The sequence below is a fragment of the Megalodesulfovibrio paquesii genome (assembly GCF_054653055.1).
Map to the genome: position 1 here is coordinate 260,213 of NZ_BAAIGQ010000007.1, position 20,521 is coordinate 280,733.

A 20,521-nucleotide genomic window follows, 5' to 3' on the forward strand; every position below is an offset into this window, starting at 1 on the left:
ATGGCCGGGGCATCCTGCCGCTGGCCGAACGCCCGGAGGCTCGTCATGTTCTTTCCATCCAAAATCATTGGTTCCTTACGTGCGCTGCGGCGGGCTGTCTGGGCTGTTCCCGTGCTGCTGGTCTGCAGCGCCGTCTTCCTTTTTGCCGCCACGGAGAAAACCACCATGACTACCCAGCCTGCCAATGCCACTGCCGTCTTCGCCGGCGGTTGTTTCTGGTGCACGGAATCGGATTTCGAAAAAATTCCTGGCGTGTTGGATGCCATTTCCGGCTATGCCGGCGGCCAGGAGGCCAACCCCACGTACGACCAGGTCTCCATGGGCCGCACCGGGCACCTGGAGGCTGTGCAGGTGGTGTATGATCCGAATATCACCAGCTATGCCGCGCTGGTGGAAGTCTTTTGGCGAACCATCGACCCCACCGACGCCGGCGGGCAGTTCGTGGATCGGGGGGCGCAGTATCGATCGGCGATTTTTTACGCCACCCCGGAGGAGCGGGACGCGGCGCTGCGCTCCAAGGCCGCCCTGGAAGCCTCGGGCCGGTTCGGCAAGCCCATTGCCACAGCCATCCTGCCCCTGGAACGCTTCTGGCCGGCGGAAGCCTACCATCAGGACTTTCACAAGACCAACCCGGCGCGGTATTGCGCCTATCGGCAGGGATCCGGGCGGGATCAGTTCACGGCCAAGGTGTGGGGCAACGCCACTGGAACGGCCTGCAACGCGACCCGCACCGGGCCGGATGACGCGGCATGGGTCAAGCCATCTCGCGAGGCCTTGAAATCCCGGCTCACTCCCCTGCAGTTTCATGTCACCCAGGAGGAAGGCACCGAGCCACCCTTCAAGAACGAGTATGCCGAGAACAAGGCAGAAGGAATTTACGTGGATGTGGTTTCCGGCGAGCCGTTGTTCAGCTCTGTCCACAAATTTGATTCCGGAACCGGCTGGCCCAGTTTCTGGCAGCCTCTGGAACAGGCCAACGTCAAGGAGCGCACGGACCGTTCCCTGTTCATGACCCGTACGGAAGTGCGCAGCGCCAAGGCCGACTCCCACCTGGGCCACGTCTTCCCCGACGGCCCCCCACCCACGGGTCAGCGCTACTGCATCAACTCCGCGGCCCTGCGCTTTATTCCCAAGGACCAACTGGAGGCGCAAGGGTACGGTGAGTATGTGAAGCTGTTCAAATAGCACAAAAAAAGCAGGCCCTTCGGGGCCTGCTTTTTTACACGGATGCGTGCGGGGCGTTTCAGGAATGCGCTTCCGGGCGCACCCGGCCGGCTTCCTCGGTGAACATCCCGGCCCGGTGCGCCCAGGCCACCACTTCCGCGGAGTTGCGGCAGCCCAGCTTGCGCATGAGCCGGCAGCGGTGATGCTCCACGGTTTTGGTGGAGAGGCCAAGCATGGAGGCGATTTCCCGGGTGTACAGCCCCTGGGAGACCATCTGCAGCACCTGGCGTTCGCGGTTGGTCAGCTTTTCCACAGTCTGCCCCTGGCCGTTGCCCGGCGTGGCGTGCATGGGCCGCAGGCGGGCCATGGCCACGGACTGGGTCAGCTCCGGGTCCAGATACACATCGCCGCCGGCCACGCGGTTCAGGGCCTTGACGGATTCCAGGCTGCCGGCGGTCTTGGTCAAAAAGCCCGAGGCGCCGGCGTGGAAGGCGCCTTCCACCAGGGCCGGGTCCGTGTTGGAAGAGACGACCAGAATGCGGGACTGGGGCGACAAGGACTTGATTTCCCGCACCAGCCGCATGCCTGCGCCGCCCTGGATGGCGATGTCCAGGAGGACGAGGTCGGGCTTGTTGCTGCCCACGCAGGTGCGGGCGTCAGCCAGTTCTGCCGCCTCCCCCACCAGCCGGAGCGTGCCCGCAGTTTCCACAATGCGCTTGAGCCCCTCGCGGAAGAGCGGATGGTCGTCCACAAGGACTACCGTGAGCAGACGTGGCATGTTGCACCCCCTTGAAGCGTCCGGCTGCGGCGCACAGGCCAGCGCCCGGTCGGAACAGTGAGAAAAGAACTGCACAGCATAGGATTGCCCCCTAGTGACAGTCGGATATTCACCACACTTTCTGAAGGTATATCACAGAAAAATACCAATGCGTCAACACACCGTTGCGTATATCTCCTCAAGGTCCCGGTTTGGTGCGAAAAATAGTTGAACCGGCTGAATGAGCGGACAATTCTCCAGCCCGACCCAAACAGGCTGCGACGTTGCACGGTGTGTTTCAAGCAAAAAAAGGACTTGTGATGTACTGTATGCCGGGGAAATATCCCTAATGGCACTGCAAAAAAACGCCGCTGTCGGCATGAGGAAAACCTGGGCATAGCGAGAGAGGCAGCACTGGAAGTCCGGAGCTTGTGACAGAATTGCTACGGACAATGCGGCCGGGGGTTTCATATGGGTTTTTTTTCACAAACTGCAAAGATGCAGTGGTGTAACGGCATGGCGCACTGTATTTATAGTAGATATATGTATGACTCGGTACCACGAACTTGAGATGTCATGGCGGGCAGCCCTTTCCCTGAGGGGAATATCGCTGGACCGGGACTGTCGATCAGGCGGCTGATCAGGGGGGGGCGTCGGAATACCGGGATGGCAAGGCGGGGGAGGTGGCGGAAGCGTAGTGGAGTCGAACCACCCTGGGAGCTCTCACCCCCACACTGGTTTTGAAGACCAGGCGCCACACCGGTGACGACACGCTTCCGCAATGAAAGAAGAATGTACTTACCCGGCACGGGGCATTGTGGCAAGTCCTTGTGCGCTCCTGCGCCAACAACCTGGGATTTTAAGAAATTGTCATCTCCGTGCCGCGGCGTTGCCAAAATGCCGCCAGCCATCTATAGACAATGGCTCCAAGGATGCTATCCTATCCCCAGACACGGGAGACATACGTTGAACAATTTTGGACGCAATCTGATCATCTGGGTGGTTCTGAGCCTGGTGCTCATCGCCCTGTTGAATGCCTTCAACCAGCCTGCCGGCTCCGTCAAAAAGCTCACCTACAGCGAATTCGTCCAGAGCGTGCAGGAGGGCATGGTCCAGGAGGTCGTCCTTCAGGACCAGAACATCTCCGGCAAGCTTCTCGATGGCACCAGCTTTTCCAGTTACGCCCCGCGCGACGCCGGCGTGACCACCCTGCTCATGGAGAACAAGGTGCGCGTGAAGGCCGAGCCGGACGAAGAGGCCGGCTACATGGTCCTGCTGGTGAACCTCCTGCCATTCCTCATTATTGGGGCAGTGATTTTCTTTTTCATGCGCCAGGTGCAAAGCTCTGGCGGCAAGGCCCTTTCCTTTGGTCGCTCCAAGGCCAGGCTCATCACCCAGGATCAGGCTCGCGTCACCTTCGAGGACGTGGCCGGTGTGGATGAGGCCAAGGAAGAGCTGACTGAGGTTGTGGATTTTCTGCGAGATCCCAAGAAGTTCACCCGCCTGGGCGGCCGCATCCCCAAGGGGGTGCTTCTGGTCGGCCCTCCCGGCACAGGCAAGACGCTGCTTTCCCGCGCCGTGGCCGGTGAGGCGGGCGTGCCGTTCTTCTCCATATCCGGCTCGGATTTTGTGGAAATGTTCGTCGGCGTGGGCGCGGCCCGCGTGCGCGACCTGTTTGTGCAGGGCAAGAAAAACGCGCCCTGCCTGATTTTTATTGACGAAATCGACGCCGTGGGCCGTCAGCGTGGCGCCGGTCTGGGCGGCGGCCATGATGAGCGCGAGCAGACCCTGAACCAGCTGCTCGTGGAGATGGACGGCTTTGAGAGCAACGAGGGCGTCATCCTCATTGCCGCCACCAACCGTCCTGACGTTCTGGACCCTGCGCTGCTGCGCCCGGGCCGCTTTGACCGTCAGGTGGTGGTGCCCACCCCGGATCTGAAGGGCCGCCGCCACATCCTCGGCGTGCATGCCCGCCGCACCCCGCTGTCGGACAACGTCAATCTGGATATCCTGGCCAAGGGCACGCCCGGCTTTTCCGGTGCGGATCTGGAAAATCTGGTCAACGAAGCTGCCCTGCACGCGGCCAAGCTCAATAAAGACAAGCTGGACATGTCCGACTTCGAGGAAGCCAAGGACAAGGTCCTCATGGGCAAGGAGCGGCGCAGCCTGATCATGACCGACGAGGAAAAGCGCAACACCGCCTATCATGAAGGCGGCCACGCCCTGGTCGGCCGCATTCTGCCCGGCACCGATCCCCTGCACAAGGTGACCATCATCCCCCGCGGCCGGGCCCTGGGTGTGACCCAGTACCTGCCCGAGGACCGCCACAGCTACTCGCGCACGTACCTGGAAAACCGTCTGGCCATGATGCTCGGCGGGCGCGCGGCAGAGCTGATCATCAACAACGAGTACACCACTGGTGCGGGCAGCGACATTGAGCAGGCCACCAACATGGCCCGTCGCATGGTCTGCCAGTATGGCATGAGTGAAGCCCTGGGGCCGTTGAACTTCTCCGAGCGCTCCGACGAGGTGTTCATCGGGCGCGACCTGGGCCACTACAAGACCTACTCCGAAGAGACCTCCCGGCTCATCGACGCCGAGATCAAGCGCTTTGTGGAAGAAGGCCAGCAGAAGGCCCTGGATATTTTGCGCGAGCACATTGATGTCCTCCACGCCATTGCGGCGGCCTTGCTGGAGCGGGAAACCATCTCCGGCGATGATGTCGATCGCCTGATCCGGGGCGAGCCGCTGCCGCCGTTCAATGGCGTGGCGGGCAAGCAGGGCGGCACGCCTGCCGCACCGGCCGATCCTGCCGCACCTGCTGCCGCCGGAATGCCCAATGCCCCGGCTTTCAGCCAGAACCTGGCCCAGGCCCAGCAGCAGGCCGCCCCGCAGCAGGCGGAAGAGTTTCACCTGGAACCCGGCGAGGCCCAGCCCGCCGCACCTGCGCCTGAGCCGCAAGGCCAGACAGAGTCCCAAGGCCAGCAGGATCAGGATCAGCAGGGCCGGGCCAAAGACTCCAACACCCCATCCGGCTCCTAGGCAGGGGCGGGAAATGGCCATGATCCGCGGGGAAACCTGTCGGGAGGCACAGGGGGGGCGTGCAGTCTGTTGGGTGGTCCGTGAAGGCCGCCGACTGGGACCGGCTCCCTCCCTGGTAATGGGCATCGTCAATGTCACGCCAGATTCCTTCTCCGATGGCGGCAGGTTCTTTGAACCTGCCGCCGCGGCGTCTCACGCCCTGACCCTGGCGGCGCAGGGGGCGGACATTCTGGACCTGGGCGGCGAATCCACCCGCCCCGGCAGCGATGAGGTACCGGCGGAAGAGGAGTGGGCGCGGCTGGGACCGGTCTTTGGCTTGTTGCGCGAGGCGCCCCAGGGACAGGATCTGGTCCTCTCCGTGGATACCTGGCGGGCCGAGACAGCCGCCCGGGCCCTGGCGGCCGGCGCGGCCATCGTCAATGACATCTCTGCCTGCCGTTTCGACCCGGCCCTGATGGACGTCCTCGTCCAGCACCAGCCGGGCTATGTGCTCATGCACGCCCGCGGCCGGCCCAAGACCATGCAGCAGGATCCGCAGTACGACAACGTGGTCGAAGACGTGCTCCATTTTTTGGAGGAGCGTCTCGGCGCGCTGGTCCGTGCCGGGTTACGGGAAGATCACATCGTGCTCGATCCCGGCCTCGGCTTCGGCAAGACCGTGGCCCACAACCTGGCCCTGCTGCACGGTTTGGAGCGTCTGACAACTCTGGGGCGGCCGGTGCTTATGGGCCTTTCCCGCAAGCGGTTTCTGCAGTCCTTTCTGCCTGCCGGCGAGGAGGACCGCGCCAACGTCACCCAGGCTGCCACGGTGTTGGCCGCCCGCAATGGCGCGCGCATCCACCGGGTGCACGACGTGGCGCTTACCCGCCAGTCCCTGGCCGTGTGTGCGGCGGTGGAAGCGGCTGCGGAGTCCTGCCGGATTTCCGCCGTCGGAGTCTCCGAAGTCTCCGGACTGGCCTCAGACGCGCAGCGCGATCCCTCGGAACAAGCCGCCGCAGCGGGGCCGACGCTTGTTGGTGAGGATGTTTTGTGATCGACCTGGCCGTCATTCGCGTGGGCTGGCGGGATCTGTTGGACATGGCCGTGGTGGCCCTGGCGCTGTACCGGCTGCTGCTGCTCATCAAGGGCACGCGGGCGGTGTCCGTGCTGTATGGGCTCCTGCTGGTCATCCTGGTCTACTTCGCCTCCGAGGAGCTGGGGCTCTACACGCTCAACTGGCTGCTCACAAACTTCCTCGGCTCCATCTTCCTGGTTATTATCATCCTGTTTCAGCAGGATATCCGCAAGGCCCTCTCCGAGGTGGGCGCAGGGCGGTTTTTCCGACGCAAGATCATTGACGAGGAATACCTGAACCAACTCATCGCCGCCCTGGAAACTCTGGCCAAAAGCCGCACCGGCGCGCTGGTGGTCATCCAGCGCAAGGTGCCCCTCGGCGACGTGGTGGAGCGCGGCGTGCAACTGGGCGCGCGCATCAGCCGCGATCTGCTGGTAACCATCTTCTACCCCAACACCCCCCTGCATGACGGGGCGGTGGTCATCCATGGCGATCAGATTGTGGCTGCCGGCTGCATCCTTCCCTTGAGCGCCGGCCTGCGGTACAAGACGGAATTCGGCACGCGCCATCGCGCCGCCATCGGCATCACGGAGGAAACGGACGCCATCGCCCTCGTGGTGTCCGAAGAGCGCGGGACCATCTCCATGGCCATCAACGGCCGGCTGACCACCAGTCTGGACGAGGTCCGCCTCAAGCGCGTGCTCACCAAAACCATCGCCAAGCCCTGAACGCATGGTGACTGCGCTATGACCAAAGGCAACTGGCAGCTGCTGCTGCTTTCCATCGTGCTCTCCGTGGTGGCCTGGTTCTTCGTCTCCGGCCGGGCCAGGGTGGATGCGCTTCTGGAGTTGCCGGTGCAGTTTGCCGGGGTGCCGGAGAATCTGGTCATCCGCGGCGGGCTGCCCAACAAGATCAGCGTCCGGGTGCGCGGACCGCAAGGGCTGCTCAAGTCTTTGGACGCCAAGACCCCCACGGTCTCCATCAATCTCGCCTCCCTCAAGGCCGGGTCCAATGTGGTGGAACTGCGCAACGACACCATCCCGCTTTCCCGCAATTTCGAGATCATGGACATCCAGCCTCAGCGGCTGACCATCCTGGCCGACCGCTTTGCCGTGCGCACCGTGAGCGTGGTGCCCCGCTGGGACGGCGTGCTGGACAAGGACTGGGAACTGCGCACCGCCCTGGCCATCCCCGAGTTGACGGAAATCCGCGGCCCTGAACAGCTGTTGGACACTGTGGAATCCGTGGAAACGCAGGTAGTCGCCGTCAATGGCACGCGGCCTGGTCTGGTGGAGGAGCTGGTGGCCTTGGATCTGCCGGAGGAACTGACCGCCGACCCGCCCCAGGTCCAGGTCCGGTTGCTGTTTGCCGAGCGCCGGGCCACCATGCAGTTCTCCGCGCCGGTGCAGGTGAACAATCTTTCGCCCCTGGACGTGAAAGTGCGGCCGCAGCGGGTGATGGTCAGCGTGGAAGCACCCGTCTCCATGACCCGGAACAAGGACTGGCTCGACCATGTTGCCGCCCAGGTGACTGTGGCGCGCGATGCCCAGCCCGGCAAGCTTTCCCTGGCCTACCGGCTGCTGCTGCCGGCCGAGGTCCGTGCCCTGGAGGCCGAGCCGGAGGCCGTGGAGCTGACCCTCACCGGCACCCCGGCCCCGCCCTTACCGGCCAATGGCCCGGCCAATGGTCCGGCAAATGGTCCGGCAAATGGCGCAGTGAACGGGATCTCCGGCAATACGGGCACGCCGCACGCCACCATGGGCAATACCACGCAATCTTCAGGCGCCGCGGAGCCCGCCGGGGGGCGGCACTTCAGCGCACCAGCCGCGCCTTGAACGCACATAAACAAGGATCACCGCAAGATGGATGCAAAACTCTTTGGAACGGACGGGCTGCGCGGTCAGGTGAACATTTACCCCATGGTCCCCGAAGTGGCCATGCGCCTGGGCCTGGCCGCTGGCACGTACTTTCGCAACGGGAGCAAGAAGCACCGCGCCGTGATCGGCAAGGATACCCGCCTCTCGGGCTATCTCTTCGAGTTCGCCCTGGCCTCGGGACTGTGCGCCGCGGGCATGGATGTCTTCCTCGTCGGCCCCATGCCCACTCCGGCCATCTCCTTCCTCACCCGCAGCATGCGCGCGGATCTGGGTGTGGTCATCTCGGCCTCGCACAATCCGTTCATGGACAATGGCATCAAGTTTTTTGACAAGGAAGGCTTCAAACTGCCGGACGAGGCCGAGGAAGCCATCACCGCCATGGTGCTGAACGAAGAACACCGCTGGCGCTACCCGGCCTCGGAGGAAGTGGGCCGGGCCTTCAAGGTGGACGACGCCGAAGGCCGCTACAACGTCTTCGTCAAGAACAGCGTTCCCGGACAGCTGACCCTGGACGGCCTCAAGGTGGTGGTGGATTGCGCCAACGGCGCGGCCTACAAGGTTGCCCCGCTGATTCTCGAGGAACTCGGCGCGCAGGTGGTGCGCATGGGCAACAAGCCAGATGGGTTGAACATCAACCGCCAGTGCGGTTCCCTGTACCCGGAAATGGTGGCCGCCGCGGTGCGGGAGGAAGGCGCGGACCTGGGCATTGCCCTGGACGGCGACGCCGACCGCGTCATCATCGTGGATGAGCACGGCCGCATCCTGGACGGCGACCAGATCATGGCCATGGTGGCCCAGGATCTCATGACCCAGGGCCAACTCCCGGGCAATACCCTGGTGGCCACGGTGATGAGCAACATGGCCCTGGAAATCTTCATGAAGGAGCGGGGCGGCCGACTCCTGCGCACTCCCGTGGGGGACCGGCACGTGGTCGAGGCCATGCGCCGCGAAGGCGCGTCCTTTGGCGGGGAGCAGAGCGGGCACCTCATCTTCCTGAACTACGCCACCACCGGCGACGGCACCCTGGCCGCCCTGCAGATCCTGCGCATCATGCAGGAGCAGCAGCGCCCGCTCTCGGAACTGGCCCATCTCATCGAGCCCTTCCCGCAGCGGCTGCTCAACGTGCATGTGGAACGCAAAATCCCCTTCGACCAATGCCCCGGCATCCTGGCCGCCAAGGCCGCGGTGGAGGAAAAACTGGGCGAAAAGGGCCGCGTGCTGTTGCGGTATTCCGGCACCGAGGCTGTGGCCCGGGTGATGGTGGAAGGCGAACAGGCTGCCTTGGTGGAGGAAACTGCACAGTATCTTGCAGATGCGGTAGTCAGCAATCTGAAATAAACCCCTTGCCAAGGCATGCAGAACTGGTAAGAATTGAAGCATGATCGAGCCTGCTGCCGGCCTGGGTGGGCGACGGTGCGCTGCGGCGTACGACTGATGAAGCACTGATACGGGAACCATAGAACGACCCAGGGAGTTGGATCATGGAGATTAAGAAGGTAGTCATACCTGTTGCGGGATGGGGAACCAGGTCTTTGCCTGCTACCAAAAACATCCCCAAAGAGATGCTGCCTGTCTACAAGAAGCCCGTGGTCCAGTACGTGGTGGAAGAAGCCATGCTCTCGGGCTGCACGGACGTGATCTTCATCAACAACCAGAACAAAAAGATCATTGAAGACCACTTCGACTACAACTTCTCCCTCGAAGAAGTGCTCCAGCGCGCGGGCAAGACGGAAATCCTCAAGGAAGTCCGCGCCGTGGCCGAGATGGTCAACATCATCTCCGTGCGGCAGAAACTGCAGCTCGGCCTGGGCCATGCCGTGCTCTGCGCCAAGGAAGTGGTCAAGAACGATCCCTTTGCCATCATGGTCGGGGACGACATGATGTTCGGCGCCGAGCCGGGCATCAAGCAGCTCATCGAAGTGGCCAAGTCCGAACGCCTGCCTGTCGTTGGCGTCATGGAAGTGCCGCCCGAAAAGGTCAGCCGGTACGGTATCATCAAGGGCGACGAGTTTTCCCCCGGCCTGTTCAAGGTCCGGGACATGATGGAAAAGCCCAAGCTCAAGGACGCCCCCTCGCGCATGGCCATCGTTGGCCGCTACGTGCTGACTCCGGAAATCTTTGAGCATCTCGAAGCTGTTACCCCTGGTCACGGCGGGGAAATCCAGCTGACCGACGCGCTGCAGGCCATGGCCCACAAGGGCCGCCTGCTGGCCGTGCGCATGCGCGGCACCCGTTTTGACGCCGGCGACTGGTGCGAGTACCTCACCGCCAACATCTACTTCGCCCTGCAGGATGATTCCCTGCGCGACGACCTGATGCACCGGCTCAAGGATCTCCTGGCCTGCCGATAGTCCTGCCAGTGTCCGCTTCGGTGTCCGTTATCCGGGCGGCCCTGCTGTCGCCGCCGTTCACAGCCTATCATTACGCGCTTCCGAACACGCCCCCCGCAGCCGGGATGCTCCCCGGCCTGCGGGTGGCCGTGCCGCTTGGCAACACCATCCGGGCCGCCGTGCTGCTGCCCTGCGAACCGGACTGGGACATCGTGGCCGGCTCGGCCGGTGCACCGCCCGAAGGCGTGACCCTCAAGCCGGTCATCTGGCCCCTGGAGCGCGCGCCCCTCTTCAGCCCGGGGCATCTGGACGTCCTGCGCCAGCTGGCCCTGCGTCAGGGCATGCTGCTGGGGCAGGTGCTGGCCAGCGTGCTGCCGGCCGGGCTCAAGGTGGCGGACATCCGCTATCGCATCCAGGGCCTCCCCAAGCTGCGCAGCATCCGTCCGCGAGAACTGGCAACCTCCGCCGACGCCTTGCGTCAGACCCTGGCCGAGGCCTGGCAGGCCGGGACCATGCAGCCGGAAGCCGCTTTCCGCGAGACGCAGTTCTGCTGGCTCTCCCAGGATCCGCCCTGGCCGGTGCGACCTGCAGCGTTCAATCAGCTGAAAATTCTGGAACATCTCTGGGAGCATGGCCCCACGCCCCGGCCGGCGTTGCTGGCTGTTCTGGGAGACGGCTCCCGCGAAAGTCTGACCCGTCTGGTCGATCGCGGCCTCGTCCGCCAGGGGCTGACGCCTCCCGGCCAGACTGCGGAGGATGCAGAGGATGCGGGTGACGGCGTCCTGGATCCGGCCTGCGTCCTCGCCGGATCGCCGCCTCCGCCTACCCTCAGCGAGGAGCAGACCTCGGCCCTGGGCTCCTTGTCCGCGGCCCTGCACCGCTGGCAGGGCGAGACGCAGCTGCTCTATGGCGTGACCGGCAGCGGCAAAACCACGGTCTATCTGGCCCTGGCTCGGGAGTGCCTGGCTGCCGGGCGCTCCGTGCTGCTGCTGGCTCCGGAAATCGCCCTGGCCTGCAACCTGCGCAGCGCCGCAGCCCTGGCCTTTCCCGAGGCGGAGATCGTCTTCCACCACGGCTCCCAGACCCCGGCCCGGCGCGAGGCCCAGTTCCGCCGGCTGGCCGGCAGGAAGAAGGGCGATCCGCCCGTGGTGGTGGTCGGGGCGCGTTCGGCGCTCTTTCTGCCCCTGCGCGACCTCGGCCTGATCGTGCTGGACGAGGAGCACGACGCCTCCTTCAAGCAGGAGGAGCGGCTGCCGTATCAGGCCAAGGAGCTGGGCTATGTCCTGGCCCGACGCTTTGGCGCGCTGCTGCTCCTGGGCTCGGCCACGCCGGATATCAAATCCTTCCACGCCGCGCAGACCGGGGCGCTGCCCATGGCCGTGCTGCCGCACCGGCACGGCGCGGCCCAGCTGCCGGCCATCGACTTCGTGGACATCAAGACCACCGCCTTTGACCAGCTTCTGGCCCCGCAAACCCTGGCCATGCTGGACGAGACCATTGCCCGCGGCGAGCAGGCCATCATCCTGCTCAATCGTCGTGGCTACGCCCCGGCCATGTACTGCCAGGATTGCGGCCATGTGTTGCGCTGCCCGCAGTGTCAGATCGGCCTGACCTATCACAAGGGCCGCGAGCGCATGCTCTGCCACTACTGCGGCGAGGGCATCCCCTGGCCCTGCCTGTGCCCGCAGTGCGGCGGCATTTCCTTTCTGCCCATGGGGGAGGGCACCCAGCGGCTGGAAGAGATGCTCGCCCAGCGTCTCAAGCACACGGCCGGCGTCCTGCGCCTGGACCGCGACGCCGCCCGCCGGCCCGGTCGCCTGGAAGAGATCCTGGCCGCCTTTGCCCGCAAGGAGGCCCAGGTGCTCGTGGGCACGCAGATGCTCTCCAAGGGGCACAATTTTCCGGACGTGACCCAGGTGGTGGTGGCCGATGCGGACATGGGGCTGAACCTGCCGGACTTCCGCGCGGCCGAGCGCAGTTTCCAGCTGCTCATGCAGGTGGCCGGCAGGGCAGGCCGCGGGGACAAACCGGGCCGCGTGGCCGTGCAGACCCGTGACGCCTCCCACTATTGCTTCGAATTTCTCAAGCAACACGATTACCAGGGTTTTTTTGAAGCCGAGCTGGAACGCCGCAAAAAGTGGCGCTATCCTCCTTTTGTCAAACTGGGGTTGATCCGGGTCAGCTTTCCGGCGGAATGGGAAGGGCATGCCGCGGCCCTGTCCACCTTGGCTGCCCGCTCTCGCGAGGCCGGGCGGGAACATGGTGTCCTGGTTATGGGCCCGGCGCCTGCACCCCTGCCCATGCTCCAGGGTCGCAAGCGCTTCCATCTGTTGCTCAAGGGCGAGGACTGGACTCGCCTGCGCCGCGCTTTTGCAGCCCTCAAGCCCCTGCAGGCACTCCACGAGGGCGCCCTGCGGCTGACCCTGGATCTGGACCCCCTGGACATGATGTGAGAGTCAGCAGGGCAGCAGTGCAGATGTTCGCCACATGCTGCCGCCCCCCAGCTGGAGGGGGTCCGGGGGAACTCGGTTCCCCCGGTTCCCTCAGCCTTTCTTTTCTTCTTTTCTCTTCAGGAGCCAATCATGACGCACGCACCCACGTGGGATCTCGTCTCGTACTTCCCGGCCTTTGACGGTCCCGAATACCGCGCCCATCTGGCCGCCTTGCAAGCGAATCTGGAACGTCTGGACGCCCTGGCCGGAGCGCTCGACCCCGTCGGCCCGGAGAACCTGGAGGCGTGGGCGGAGTTTCTGCTGCTCGATGAGCAGGTGCTGGCCGACTATTCGCACATGGCCTCATATCTCGGCTGCCTGACCGCGGCGGACAGCCTGCACGAAGGCTACAAGCAGGCCCAGGCCGGGTTTGCCCGCATTGGCGCGCAGTTCAAGAAAGCCTTCGCCCCGGTGCTGGAGGCCCTGCGCAACACGCCCGAGGCCATGGTGGACGTGCTCATCCAGCGGCCGGAGCTGGCCGGGGCGGCGCACTTCATCCGCCAGCTCAAGGAAGAAGCCAGCCGGACCATGGCGCCGGAACTGGAGCGCCTGGCCGCGGACCTGGCCGTGGACGGCATCTCAGCCTGGGGCCGGCTGTATAATGAGGTGAGCGGCCGCCTGAGCTTCCGCATGCCCGGCCAGGACGCGCCCGTGCCCATGGCCCAGAAACGCAGCTTTCTGGAAGATCCCGATCCCGAAATCCGCAGGCAGGCCCTGGAGCGTTCCAACGAGGCCTGGGACGGGCTGTCGCATGTGGTGGCCGCCTCGCTGAACGCCATCGCCGGCACGCGGCTGACCCTGAACAAACGCCGGGGCATCGAGTCCATCATTGAGGTGGCCCTGTTCGATGCCGGCATGGAGCGCCGGGATCTGGAGGCCATGTGGCAGGCCGTGGAAGCGCATGTCCAGCTGCCCTGGGACTGGATGCGGCTCAAGGCCCGCTGCCTGGGCCGGGAGCGGCTGGGCTTTCAGGACCTCATCGCCCCCATCCCCCAGGCTGCCAGCCGGACCTACAGCTGGGACGAAGGCGTGCAGACCATCCTTTCCGCCTTTGACCAGGGGTATCCCGCCCTGGCCAACTTCTGCCGCCGGATGCTCGACACCCGCCGCGTGGAAGCGGAAAAGCGCGCCGGCAAGCGTCCCGGCGCCTTCTGCACCACCTCCCTCAAAAGCCGCGAGTCCCGCGTGTTCATGACCTTTGGCGGTCGTCACGGCGACGTGCAGACCCTGGCTCATGAACTGGGACACGCCTTCCACGGCTACACCCTGCGCGACACCCGTCCCCTGGCCAGCATGTATCCCATGACCCTGGCCGAGACGGCCTCCACCTTTGCCGAGCGCCTGTTGCAGGACGCCATCCTGGCCGATCCGAACGCCCCGGCTGGGCAGAAGCTGGGTCTCCTGGCCTCGCGCTGCGACGATGCGGCCATCTTCCTGTGCGACATCCGCATGCGCTATCTTTTCGAAAAAGCCTTTTACGACGAACGCGCTGCCGGCGAAGTGCCCGTCTCCCGATTGACGGAACTGATGCTTGCCGCCCAGGATCAGGCCTTTGGCGACAGCCTGGACCCGGCCGAGCGCGACCCGCTCTTCTGGGCCTCCAAGCTGCATTTTTACATCACCGGCGTCTCGTTCTACAATTTCCCATACACCTTTGGGTATCTGCTCAGCCTGATTCTCTGTGAACGTGGCCGGGCCAAGGGCGAGGCCTTCCACGCCGACTACGAAACCTTCCTGCGCGATACCGGCTCGGGCAAGGCCGCGGCCGTGGTTAAGCGCAGCCTTGGCGATGACATTGGCCAGCCCTCGTTCTGGGCCGAGGCCATGGCCGCCATCGGCCGCGACCTTGAGCAGATGCGCCAGCTGCTGGCCGAAGCCGGCGTGCGGTAAGCCTGCGAAGGGGCGCTGCTTCTGCATCACCCAACCGGAGGGGGCGCGGGGGAAATCAGTTCCCCCACTTTTCTTTTATCCTTTCTTCTCTCTTCCCAGGAGCATTGCCGTGCCTTCGTATCCTGCCTCGCCGTTCGATCTGGCCTTGTTCGAGCCGGAGATTCCGCCCAATACAGGCAACATTTCGCGGCTGTGCGCGGCCACGCAGACACGGCTGCACCTCATTGAGCCCCTGGGCTTTTCCATTGATGATCGCCAGCTCAAGCGCGCGGGGCTGGATTACTGGCCGCACGTCCCGCTTGCGGTGTGGCCGGGCTGGGAAGCGTTTCGGCAGATCATGCAGGGCCGGCGGCTGGTGGGCACTTCCAGCAGGGCCGGGGAGACGCACTGCACGTTTGCCTGGCAGCCCGGGGATGTCATTGTACTGGGGCCGGAAACGCGGGGCTTGCCGGCGGAGGTGCAGGGCGGGTTGGGATCCATGGTTCGCATTCCGGTGTACGACACGGTGCGCAGCCTGAATCTCTCCACTGCAGCGGGGATTCTGCTGTACGAGGCCTTGCGCCAGGTGGCCTGGATGCCGGGTGAATAATTGTGACAAACTGGTGACAAATCAGTGACGTGGCGTCGTCAATGGCGAGAAAGGAGGGAAAACTGCAGGGATTTTGTTGACAGGCCGGGCAATTGTCACACATTCGTCACAGTGGGACCATGCTTTCGTCACCTGTCGCGTGGTTTAGACTGTCTGAATATCCCTGGAGGATTCCATGCAGAAAGATGTGGTGCTCATCGTGGAAGACGATGAAGACATCTTGCAGCTCCTGACCTACAATCTGGAGAATGCGGGCTTTGAAGTGTTGACAGCCGTGGACGGCTACGAGGGTCTGAACCAGGCCCGTCGGCACAATCCCAATCTCATTCTCCTGGATATCATGCTGCCCAATGTGGATGGCTTTGAGGTGTGCAAGGAGCTCAAGCGCCGTCCTGAGACAGCGGGCATTCCCGTCATCATGCTTACCGCGCGTGGCGAAGAGGTGGACCGCATCGTGGGCCTGGAGCTGGGGGCTGATGATTATGTGGTCAAGCCCTTCAGTCCACGCGAGCTGTTGCTGCGCATCCGCGCCATCATGAAACGGGTCAAAAGCGAAGAGACTTACCGCACCCAGTGGCGCAAAAACGGGTTGGTAGTGGATTTGGAGGCGCACAAGGCCGTGGTGGATGGGGTGGAGATGCAGCTCACCGCCACGGAGTTCAAGCTCCTGGCCGAGCTGGTCAAACGCCAGGGCCGCGTGCAGACCCGGGATCAGCTGCTGAATACCGTCTGGGGCTATGAGTTTGAAGGGTATGCCCGCACGGTGGATACCCATATCCGCCGCCTGCGCCAGAAGCTCGGCCCCTATGCCAAGTACGTGGAAACCGTACGTGGTGTGGGCTATCGCTTCAAGGAATAGGGCGGGCAGGGGGACCCATGGCGCGCGGGGCGGGCATGTCGTTCAGAACCCGGTTGTTCATCGCCTTTTTGCTGCTGGTGGTGCTGGGTGTGGTGCTGCCTGCCGGGCTGTATCAGTGGTTTCACTTGCGGGAGTTTGCGCAGGAAATGCGGCGCGATGCCCGGTTCGCCGCAGCAGCGGCGGCGGACGTGCTGCAACACGAAGCCACCCAGGCTGACGCAACAGCCGTTCGTGCGCGCATGACGGCGTTTGCGAAGGACATGCACCTGTACATCCGGGGGGTGAGCGCTGCCGGCACCGTCTGGCTGGATACCGCACCGGGAGCCATGAGGCAGTCGGAGGACGCGCCCGGCGCGGCGGTATCTCCGGCGCAGGAGACGCAGACGGCGGGAGCGACAGGCATGTCGGCGGAGTTTCTGGCCGTACAGGCCGTCCTGGCCCGCCGGCTGGAGGCCTTGCTGCACGAACCGGCCGGGGCCCGGGAATTGGAAGACGCCGGCGTGCTCCAGCAGGGTGACGCCGCCTTTGCGCGGGTTCCCTGCGACATGACCCCGCAGGATCCGGCCGTGCCTGCCGCCGGTTGGCTGCTGGTGGGATCGGTGCATCCGGAGGCCCAGTCCCGTCTGGAAAATATCCTCATTGTCATGGGTTGTGCGGCTGTTTCGGCCGGGGTGCTGGCCCTGGGGTTCCGTATGGCCATGGTCCGCTGGCTGTGCGACCGGCTGGATGAGACCGCCGCCGTGGCCAGGGCCATCGGCGCGGGCGATCTCAAGCGTCGCGCCCCGCATCATGACAGTAAGGAACTTGATGATTTATCCAATGCCGTCAATAGGATGGCCGACGGAATCACCTCGCAGATACGCACCATCACCGAGCAGAAAACCCAGCTGGAGACGGTGCTGAACTCCATGCGCGAAGGCGTGCTGGTCATCGACAAGCACTGCCGCATCACCGCGGTCAACCGGGCCATGCGGGACATCTTTCCCGATGCCGACAATGCCGTGGGCCGCAGTCCGCTGGAAATCATCCTCTCGCCGGAATTGCAGCAGGCCTGTGAGGAGATGGTCTCCAGCTCGGCCATCCGGCAGGCGTCGCGTTCGTTTCAGATAGAGCCGATGCGGGACAAGGTCTATGATGTGACCCTGACCTGCCTGCGCAACCAGGACGAAGCCATTGGCGAGGCCTGCCTGGGCGCTGTGGCGGTGTTTCATGATATCAGCCCGCTCACCCGCCTGGAACGGGTGCGGCGGGATTTTGTGGCCAATGTGTCGCACGAGCTGCGCACGCCGTTGACCAGCATCAAAGGCTATGCCGAGACGCTGCTCCTGGGCATGGAGATGGAGAGTGCAGACGATGGCGGCTCCGCGTCTGGCACCCCTGGCAGCGCCGTCATCTCCGGCGGCGCCAGTGCGGCACGCAAGAATTTTTTGGAAATCATCCTCAAGCACGCCAATCACATGACCAAGATGGTCAACGATCTCCTGCATCTGGCGCGCCTGGAAAGCGGGGAGCGGCAATTCGAGTTCCGCATGCTGAATGCGGCGGAGGCCTTTTCCCAGGCTTACAAGGAATGCCTCCATCTGTTGGAGGAATCCGGCCAGAGCGTGGTGAATGCACTGCCTACGGAAGGCGTGCAGGCCTTTGCCGATCAGACCAGATTGGTGCAGGTATTCCGCAATCTGCTGGAAAACGCCATCAAATATGGTACGCCGCCTGCCACGGACAACCACAACGGTGGCGCAGGGGTCATCACTGTTTCCTGTCAGGTGCGCGAGGGGGATGTGGTCTTTTCCATCAAGGATCAAGGCCCGGGCATTCCGCGGGCGGACCGGGAGCGGGTGTTTGAACGGTTCTACCGCGTGGAAAAGCACCGGCAAAAGCACAAAGGTGGTTCCTCTGGCCTGGGGCTGGCCATCGTGCGGCACATTGTGGAGAAATCCGGCGGCGCCATTTGGGTGGAAAGTCCGGTGGAAGACGGGCACGGAACCGTGTTTTCCTTCACCCTGCCCACCACGGCGCCGGAACAGAGCGAGGACTACCCGGCAGGCTCGCCAGCCAGGGCGATCAGATGACGGCAAACGGTCACGCAGACGTCACCTCAGCCTGTTACGAATCCTTTCCTTGGCTCCGGCCACTTGCACTGGCTGCGGAGCGTTTCATTCTCAGTTATTTATCTGTTGCGTAAGCAGCACAGCACTGCAGAGGACGATTCATGGCCATCGAGAAGCGGGCGAAGATGCATAGCGCCAATCTTGATTTCTATTACGGGGATTTCAAAGCCCTGCACGACGTGAACCTGGAGTTTCTGGAACACGAGGTCACTGCGCTTATCGGTCCGTCAGGATGCGGTAAATCCACCTTTCTGCGCTGCCTGAACAGAATGAATGATCTCATTCCAGGCATCCGCGTGGAGGGTCGCGTGCTGCTGGATGGAGAGGACATTTACCAAAGCAGGATGGACGTGGTCGAGTTGCGGCGTCGCGTGGGCATGGTGTTCCAAAAGCCCAACCCGTTTCCCAAGTCCATTTTTGAAAACGTGGCCTATGGGCTCAAGGTGAACGGGGTCAAGGACAAGGCGTTCATTGCCCAGCGCGTGGAAGAAAGCCTGCAGCACGCCGCATTGTGGGAGGAAGTGAAGGACCGCCTGCACTCCTCGGCCCTGGGACTTTCCGGGGGGCAGCAGCAGCGGCTGTGCATCGCCCGCGCCCTGGCCGTGGAGCCGGAGATCCTGCTCATGGATGAACCCGCCTCGGCCCTGGATCCCATCGCCACACAGAAAATTGAAGAGTTGATTCATATCCTCAAACAGTATTACACCATCATCATCGTGACCCATTCCATGCAGCAGGCGGCGCGCGTGTCGGACATTACCGCCTACTTTTACATGGGCAAGCTCATCGAGGCCGGCCCCACGGAAACCATGTTCACCCGGCCCAAAAACAAGCAGACTGAAGACTACATTACCGGCCGCTTCGGCTAGACGCACGGCGCAGGCGACGAAACCCACCGGCCAGAGATTTTTCCCTGCAAGGACGCATTGCTATGAGCGTGAGACGACACCTGGATACCGACCTGACCCACCTGCGCCTCAAGGTGCTGGAAATGGCTGCCTACACGGAAAAGGCCCTGGACTGCGCCTTGCGCGCGCTCCTGGAGCGCGATTCCTCCCTGGCCCAGCAGGTTATCGACCGCGATGCCCAGATCAATCAGCTGGAATGCGATATTGATGAAGAGAGTCTGCGCATGCTGGCCCTGAGTCAGCCTGTGGCCGGGGATTTGCGCTTCATCGTCGGCTGCATGCGGATTATCGTCAACCTGGAGCGCATTGGCGACGAAAGCGTGAACATTGCCGAGCGCGCCCTGATCCTGGCCCATCGTCCGGCATTGCCGTTCAATCACCTGCTGGAGGAACTGGCCGGTATTTCTCTCGAAATGCTGCGCAGTTGCATCAAGGCCTTCAAGGACGAAGACCCCGAACTGGCCGACGCCGTGTGCGATCAGGATAGCCGGGCCAACGAGCTGGACTTGTCGATTCTCAAAAAACTCATAGATTTCATGCTCAAGGAAACTCCGGCCATCGAGCGCTCCGTGCATACGGTGCTGGCCTCCCGCAGCCTGGAGCGCTGCGCGGATTTGGCCACCAACATCGCCGAGAGCGTGATCTTCATCGTCAAGGGCGTGGACGTGAAACATCGCTGTAACAGAATTTAATGCGCCGCAGCATCGATGCTGTTGTCTTTTTGTTGCACCAAGACTACCTTACAGCATCAGATGGTACTGCCCGTGGCGCTGCGGTTCCGCGTGTCGGGACAGCAGGACACAGCGCCTCTTCACCTTCAAGCGCACAGGAGCCGGCCGTGAACGCAACGCCTCCCACCCACGTGCCCATGCAATACAAACGCAAACTGGAACTCCTGATGACCCGGGAAGAGGCCGCCAGCTTCCTGGCTGCCCTGGCCAAGGGGCTGGAGACGGGCTCCCTGGCTGTGGGGCAGTCCGGGCTGGAGATTTCCGGTTTCAAGAGTCTTGCCGTATCGTTCAAAAATCATCCCAATGGGTTGTACGTCAAGCTCAAGTGCAAGTTCCCCAAGCCGGAAGAATCCCTGGCTTGCAGCGTGCTTCGGGAGGATGGCACCCTGCCGCCCGAGTGCCCGGTTTCCTGCCCCACAGGAACAGTCAAGTACGGTTCGCTCAAAAAACGGATGAAGAGCCAGTTCAAGAGCATCATGGAGTCCCTGGCGTTCGGGAACATGCCGAATCTGGATCTGGTGCGCGCCTTTGTTGCCGATGGTGAACGCATGTGCAGCTACCCAGGCAAGGGCGATGAATACTACCCGGCCTATCTGGAGAGCAACGCTGCGTTGCTGCAGGCTGTGGAGGCCGGCGATGTGGCTACGGCCCAGGCCCTGGCCGGCGCCCTGGATCAGCTGAAGAAAGACTGCCACGACAGATATAAATAAGTTTTGG

General features: G+C 63.4%; 16 protein-coding genes and 1 tRNA gene. 15 read left to right on the forward strand and 2 right to left on the reverse strand.

Annotated features, from left to right (window positions below; translation table 11 throughout):
• Positions 1-45: 45 nt before the first annotated feature.
• Positions 46-1,185 carry a peptide-methionine (R)-S-oxide reductase MsrB gene (gene msrB / locus ACYQ00_RS17600; RefSeq protein ID WP_460033395.1) on the forward strand — a complete coding sequence of 380 codons (1,140 nt, stop codon included), beginning with the start codon at positions 46-48 and terminating at the stop codon, positions 1,183-1,185.
• 58 nt (positions 1,186-1,243) lie between these two features.
• Here msrB and ACYQ00_RS17605 read toward each other — a convergent pair whose 3' ends face one another.
• Together ACYQ00_RS17605 and ACYQ00_RS17610 are read right to left on the reverse strand one after the other, a co-directional pair.
• The gene (locus ACYQ00_RS17605; RefSeq protein ID WP_460033396.1) at positions 1,244-1,942 is read right to left on the reverse strand and encodes a response regulator; all 699 of its coding nucleotides are present in this window, start codon (positions 1,940-1,942) and stop codon (positions 1,244-1,246) included.
• 663 nt (positions 1,943-2,605) lie between these two features.
• Positions 2,606-2,699, reverse strand: a tRNA-Sec gene (locus ACYQ00_RS17610).
• Between the two features lie 188 nt (positions 2,700-2,887).
• Here ACYQ00_RS17610 and ftsH point away from each other — a divergent pair.
• From ftsH to ACYQ00_RS17680, 14 genes are all read left to right on the forward strand, one after another.
• Complete coding sequence (gene ftsH / locus ACYQ00_RS17615) at positions 2,888-4,963, forward strand: ATP-dependent zinc metalloprotease FtsH (protein ID WP_460033397.1); 2,076 nt, start codon at positions 2,888-2,890, stop codon at positions 4,961-4,963.
• A 13-nt stretch (positions 4,964-4,976) separates the two neighbouring features.
• Positions 4,977-5,996 carry a dihydropteroate synthase gene (gene folP, locus ACYQ00_RS17620; protein WP_460033398.1) on the forward strand — a complete coding sequence of 340 codons (1,020 nt, stop codon included), beginning with the start codon at positions 4,977-4,979 and terminating at the stop codon, positions 5,994-5,996.
• Positions 5,993-6,745 carry a diadenylate cyclase CdaA gene (cdaA, locus tag ACYQ00_RS17625; protein ID WP_460033399.1) on the forward strand — a complete coding sequence of 251 codons (753 nt, stop codon included), beginning with the start codon at positions 5,993-5,995 and terminating at the stop codon, positions 6,743-6,745. The genes folP and cdaA overlap by 4 nt, the downstream gene beginning before the upstream one ends.
• A gap of 18 nt (positions 6,746-6,763) precedes the next feature.
• On the forward strand, positions 6,764-7,852 hold the full coding sequence (locus tag ACYQ00_RS17630) for a CdaR family protein (RefSeq protein ID WP_460033400.1): 1,089 nt from the start codon (positions 6,764-6,766) through the stop codon (positions 7,850-7,852).
• A 27-nt stretch (positions 7,853-7,879) separates the two neighbouring features.
• Positions 7,880-9,232 (forward strand): phosphoglucosamine mutase, encoded by a 1,353-nt coding sequence (glmM, locus tag ACYQ00_RS17635; RefSeq protein ID WP_460033401.1) that lies wholly within the window; start codon positions 7,880-7,882, stop codon positions 9,230-9,232.
• Between the two features lie 143 nt (positions 9,233-9,375).
• Positions 9,376-10,245 carry a UTP--glucose-1-phosphate uridylyltransferase GalU gene (galU, locus tag ACYQ00_RS17640; RefSeq protein ID WP_460033402.1) on the forward strand — a complete coding sequence of 290 codons (870 nt, stop codon included), beginning with the start codon at positions 9,376-9,378 and terminating at the stop codon, positions 10,243-10,245.
• Between the two features lie 8 nt (positions 10,246-10,253).
• Positions 10,254-12,677 carry a replication restart helicase PriA gene (priA, locus tag ACYQ00_RS17645; protein ID WP_460033403.1) on the forward strand — a complete coding sequence of 808 codons (2,424 nt, stop codon included), beginning with the start codon at positions 10,254-10,256 and terminating at the stop codon, positions 12,675-12,677.
• Between the two features lie 129 nt (positions 12,678-12,806).
• Positions 12,807-14,606: a M3 family oligoendopeptidase gene (locus ACYQ00_RS17650; RefSeq protein WP_460033404.1), complete on the forward strand. Its 1,800-nt coding sequence runs from the start codon at positions 12,807-12,809 to the stop codon at positions 14,604-14,606.
• A gap of 109 nt (positions 14,607-14,715) precedes the next feature.
• Positions 14,716-15,195 (forward strand): tRNA (cytidine(34)-2'-O)-methyltransferase, encoded by a 480-nt coding sequence (locus ACYQ00_RS17655; RefSeq protein ID WP_460033405.1) that lies wholly within the window; start codon positions 14,716-14,718, stop codon positions 15,193-15,195.
• Positions 15,196-15,370: 175 nt separating this feature from the next.
• Entirely contained in the window at positions 15,371-16,054 is a 684-nt protein-coding gene (locus ACYQ00_RS17660) for a response regulator (protein WP_460033406.1), read from the forward strand.
• A 35-nt stretch (positions 16,055-16,089) separates the two neighbouring features.
• Positions 16,090-18,126, forward strand: coding sequence for an ATP-binding protein (locus ACYQ00_RS17665; RefSeq protein WP_460033407.1), 2,037 nt, complete (start codon positions 16,090-16,092; stop codon positions 18,124-18,126).
• A gap of 140 nt (positions 18,127-18,266) precedes the next feature.
• Positions 18,267-19,034, forward strand: coding sequence for a phosphate ABC transporter ATP-binding protein PstB (pstB, locus tag ACYQ00_RS17670; RefSeq protein ID WP_460033408.1), 768 nt, complete (start codon positions 18,267-18,269; stop codon positions 19,032-19,034).
• Positions 19,035-19,096: 62 nt separating this feature from the next.
• On the forward strand, positions 19,097-19,765 hold the full coding sequence (phoU, locus tag ACYQ00_RS17675; RefSeq protein WP_460033409.1) for a phosphate signaling complex protein PhoU: 669 nt from the start codon (positions 19,097-19,099) through the stop codon (positions 19,763-19,765).
• A gap of 146 nt (positions 19,766-19,911) precedes the next feature.
• A complete protein-coding gene (locus ACYQ00_RS17680) occupies positions 19,912-20,514 on the forward strand; it encodes a GAK system XXXCH domain-containing protein (RefSeq protein WP_460033410.1) in 603 nt (200 codons plus the stop codon).
• Positions 20,515-20,521: the final 7 nt, after the last annotated feature.

Bases quoted from the DNA above. Each gene is read 5' to 3' on its own strand.
- galU (WP_460033402.1), top strand. From the start codon at position 9,376: ATGGAGATTAAGAAGGTAGTCATACCTGTTGCGGGATGGGGAACCAGG.
- ACYQ00_RS17665 (WP_460033407.1), top strand. From the start codon at position 16,090: ATGTCGTTCAGAACCCGGTTGTTCATCGCCTTTTTGCTGCTGGTGGTG.
- ACYQ00_RS17650 (WP_460033404.1), top strand. From the start codon at position 12,807: ATGACGCACGCACCCACGTGGGATCTCGTCTCGTACTTCCCGGCCTTT.
- glmM (WP_460033401.1), top strand. From the start codon at position 7,880: ATGGATGCAAAACTCTTTGGAACGGACGGGCTGCGCGGTCAGGTGAAC.
- folP (WP_460033398.1), top strand. From the start codon at position 4,977: ATGGCCATGATCCGCGGGGAAACCTGTCGGGAGGCACAGGGGGGGCGT.
- ACYQ00_RS17660 (WP_460033406.1), top strand. From the start codon at position 15,371: ATGCAGAAAGATGTGGTGCTCATCGTGGAAGACGATGAAGACATCTTG.
- ACYQ00_RS17605 (WP_460033396.1), bottom strand. From the start codon at position 1,942: ATGCCACGTCTGCTCACGGTAGTCCTTGTGGACGACCATCCGCTCTTC.
- ACYQ00_RS17630 (WP_460033400.1), top strand. From the start codon at position 6,764: ATGACCAAAGGCAACTGGCAGCTGCTGCTGCTTTCCATCGTGCTCTCC.
- pstB (WP_460033408.1), top strand. From the start codon at position 18,267: ATGGCCATCGAGAAGCGGGCGAAGATGCATAGCGCCAATCTTGATTTC.
- msrB (WP_460033395.1), top strand. From the start codon at position 46: ATGTTCTTTCCATCCAAAATCATTGGTTCCTTACGTGCGCTGCGGCGG.
- phoU (WP_460033409.1), top strand. From the start codon at position 19,097: ATGAGCGTGAGACGACACCTGGATACCGACCTGACCCACCTGCGCCTC.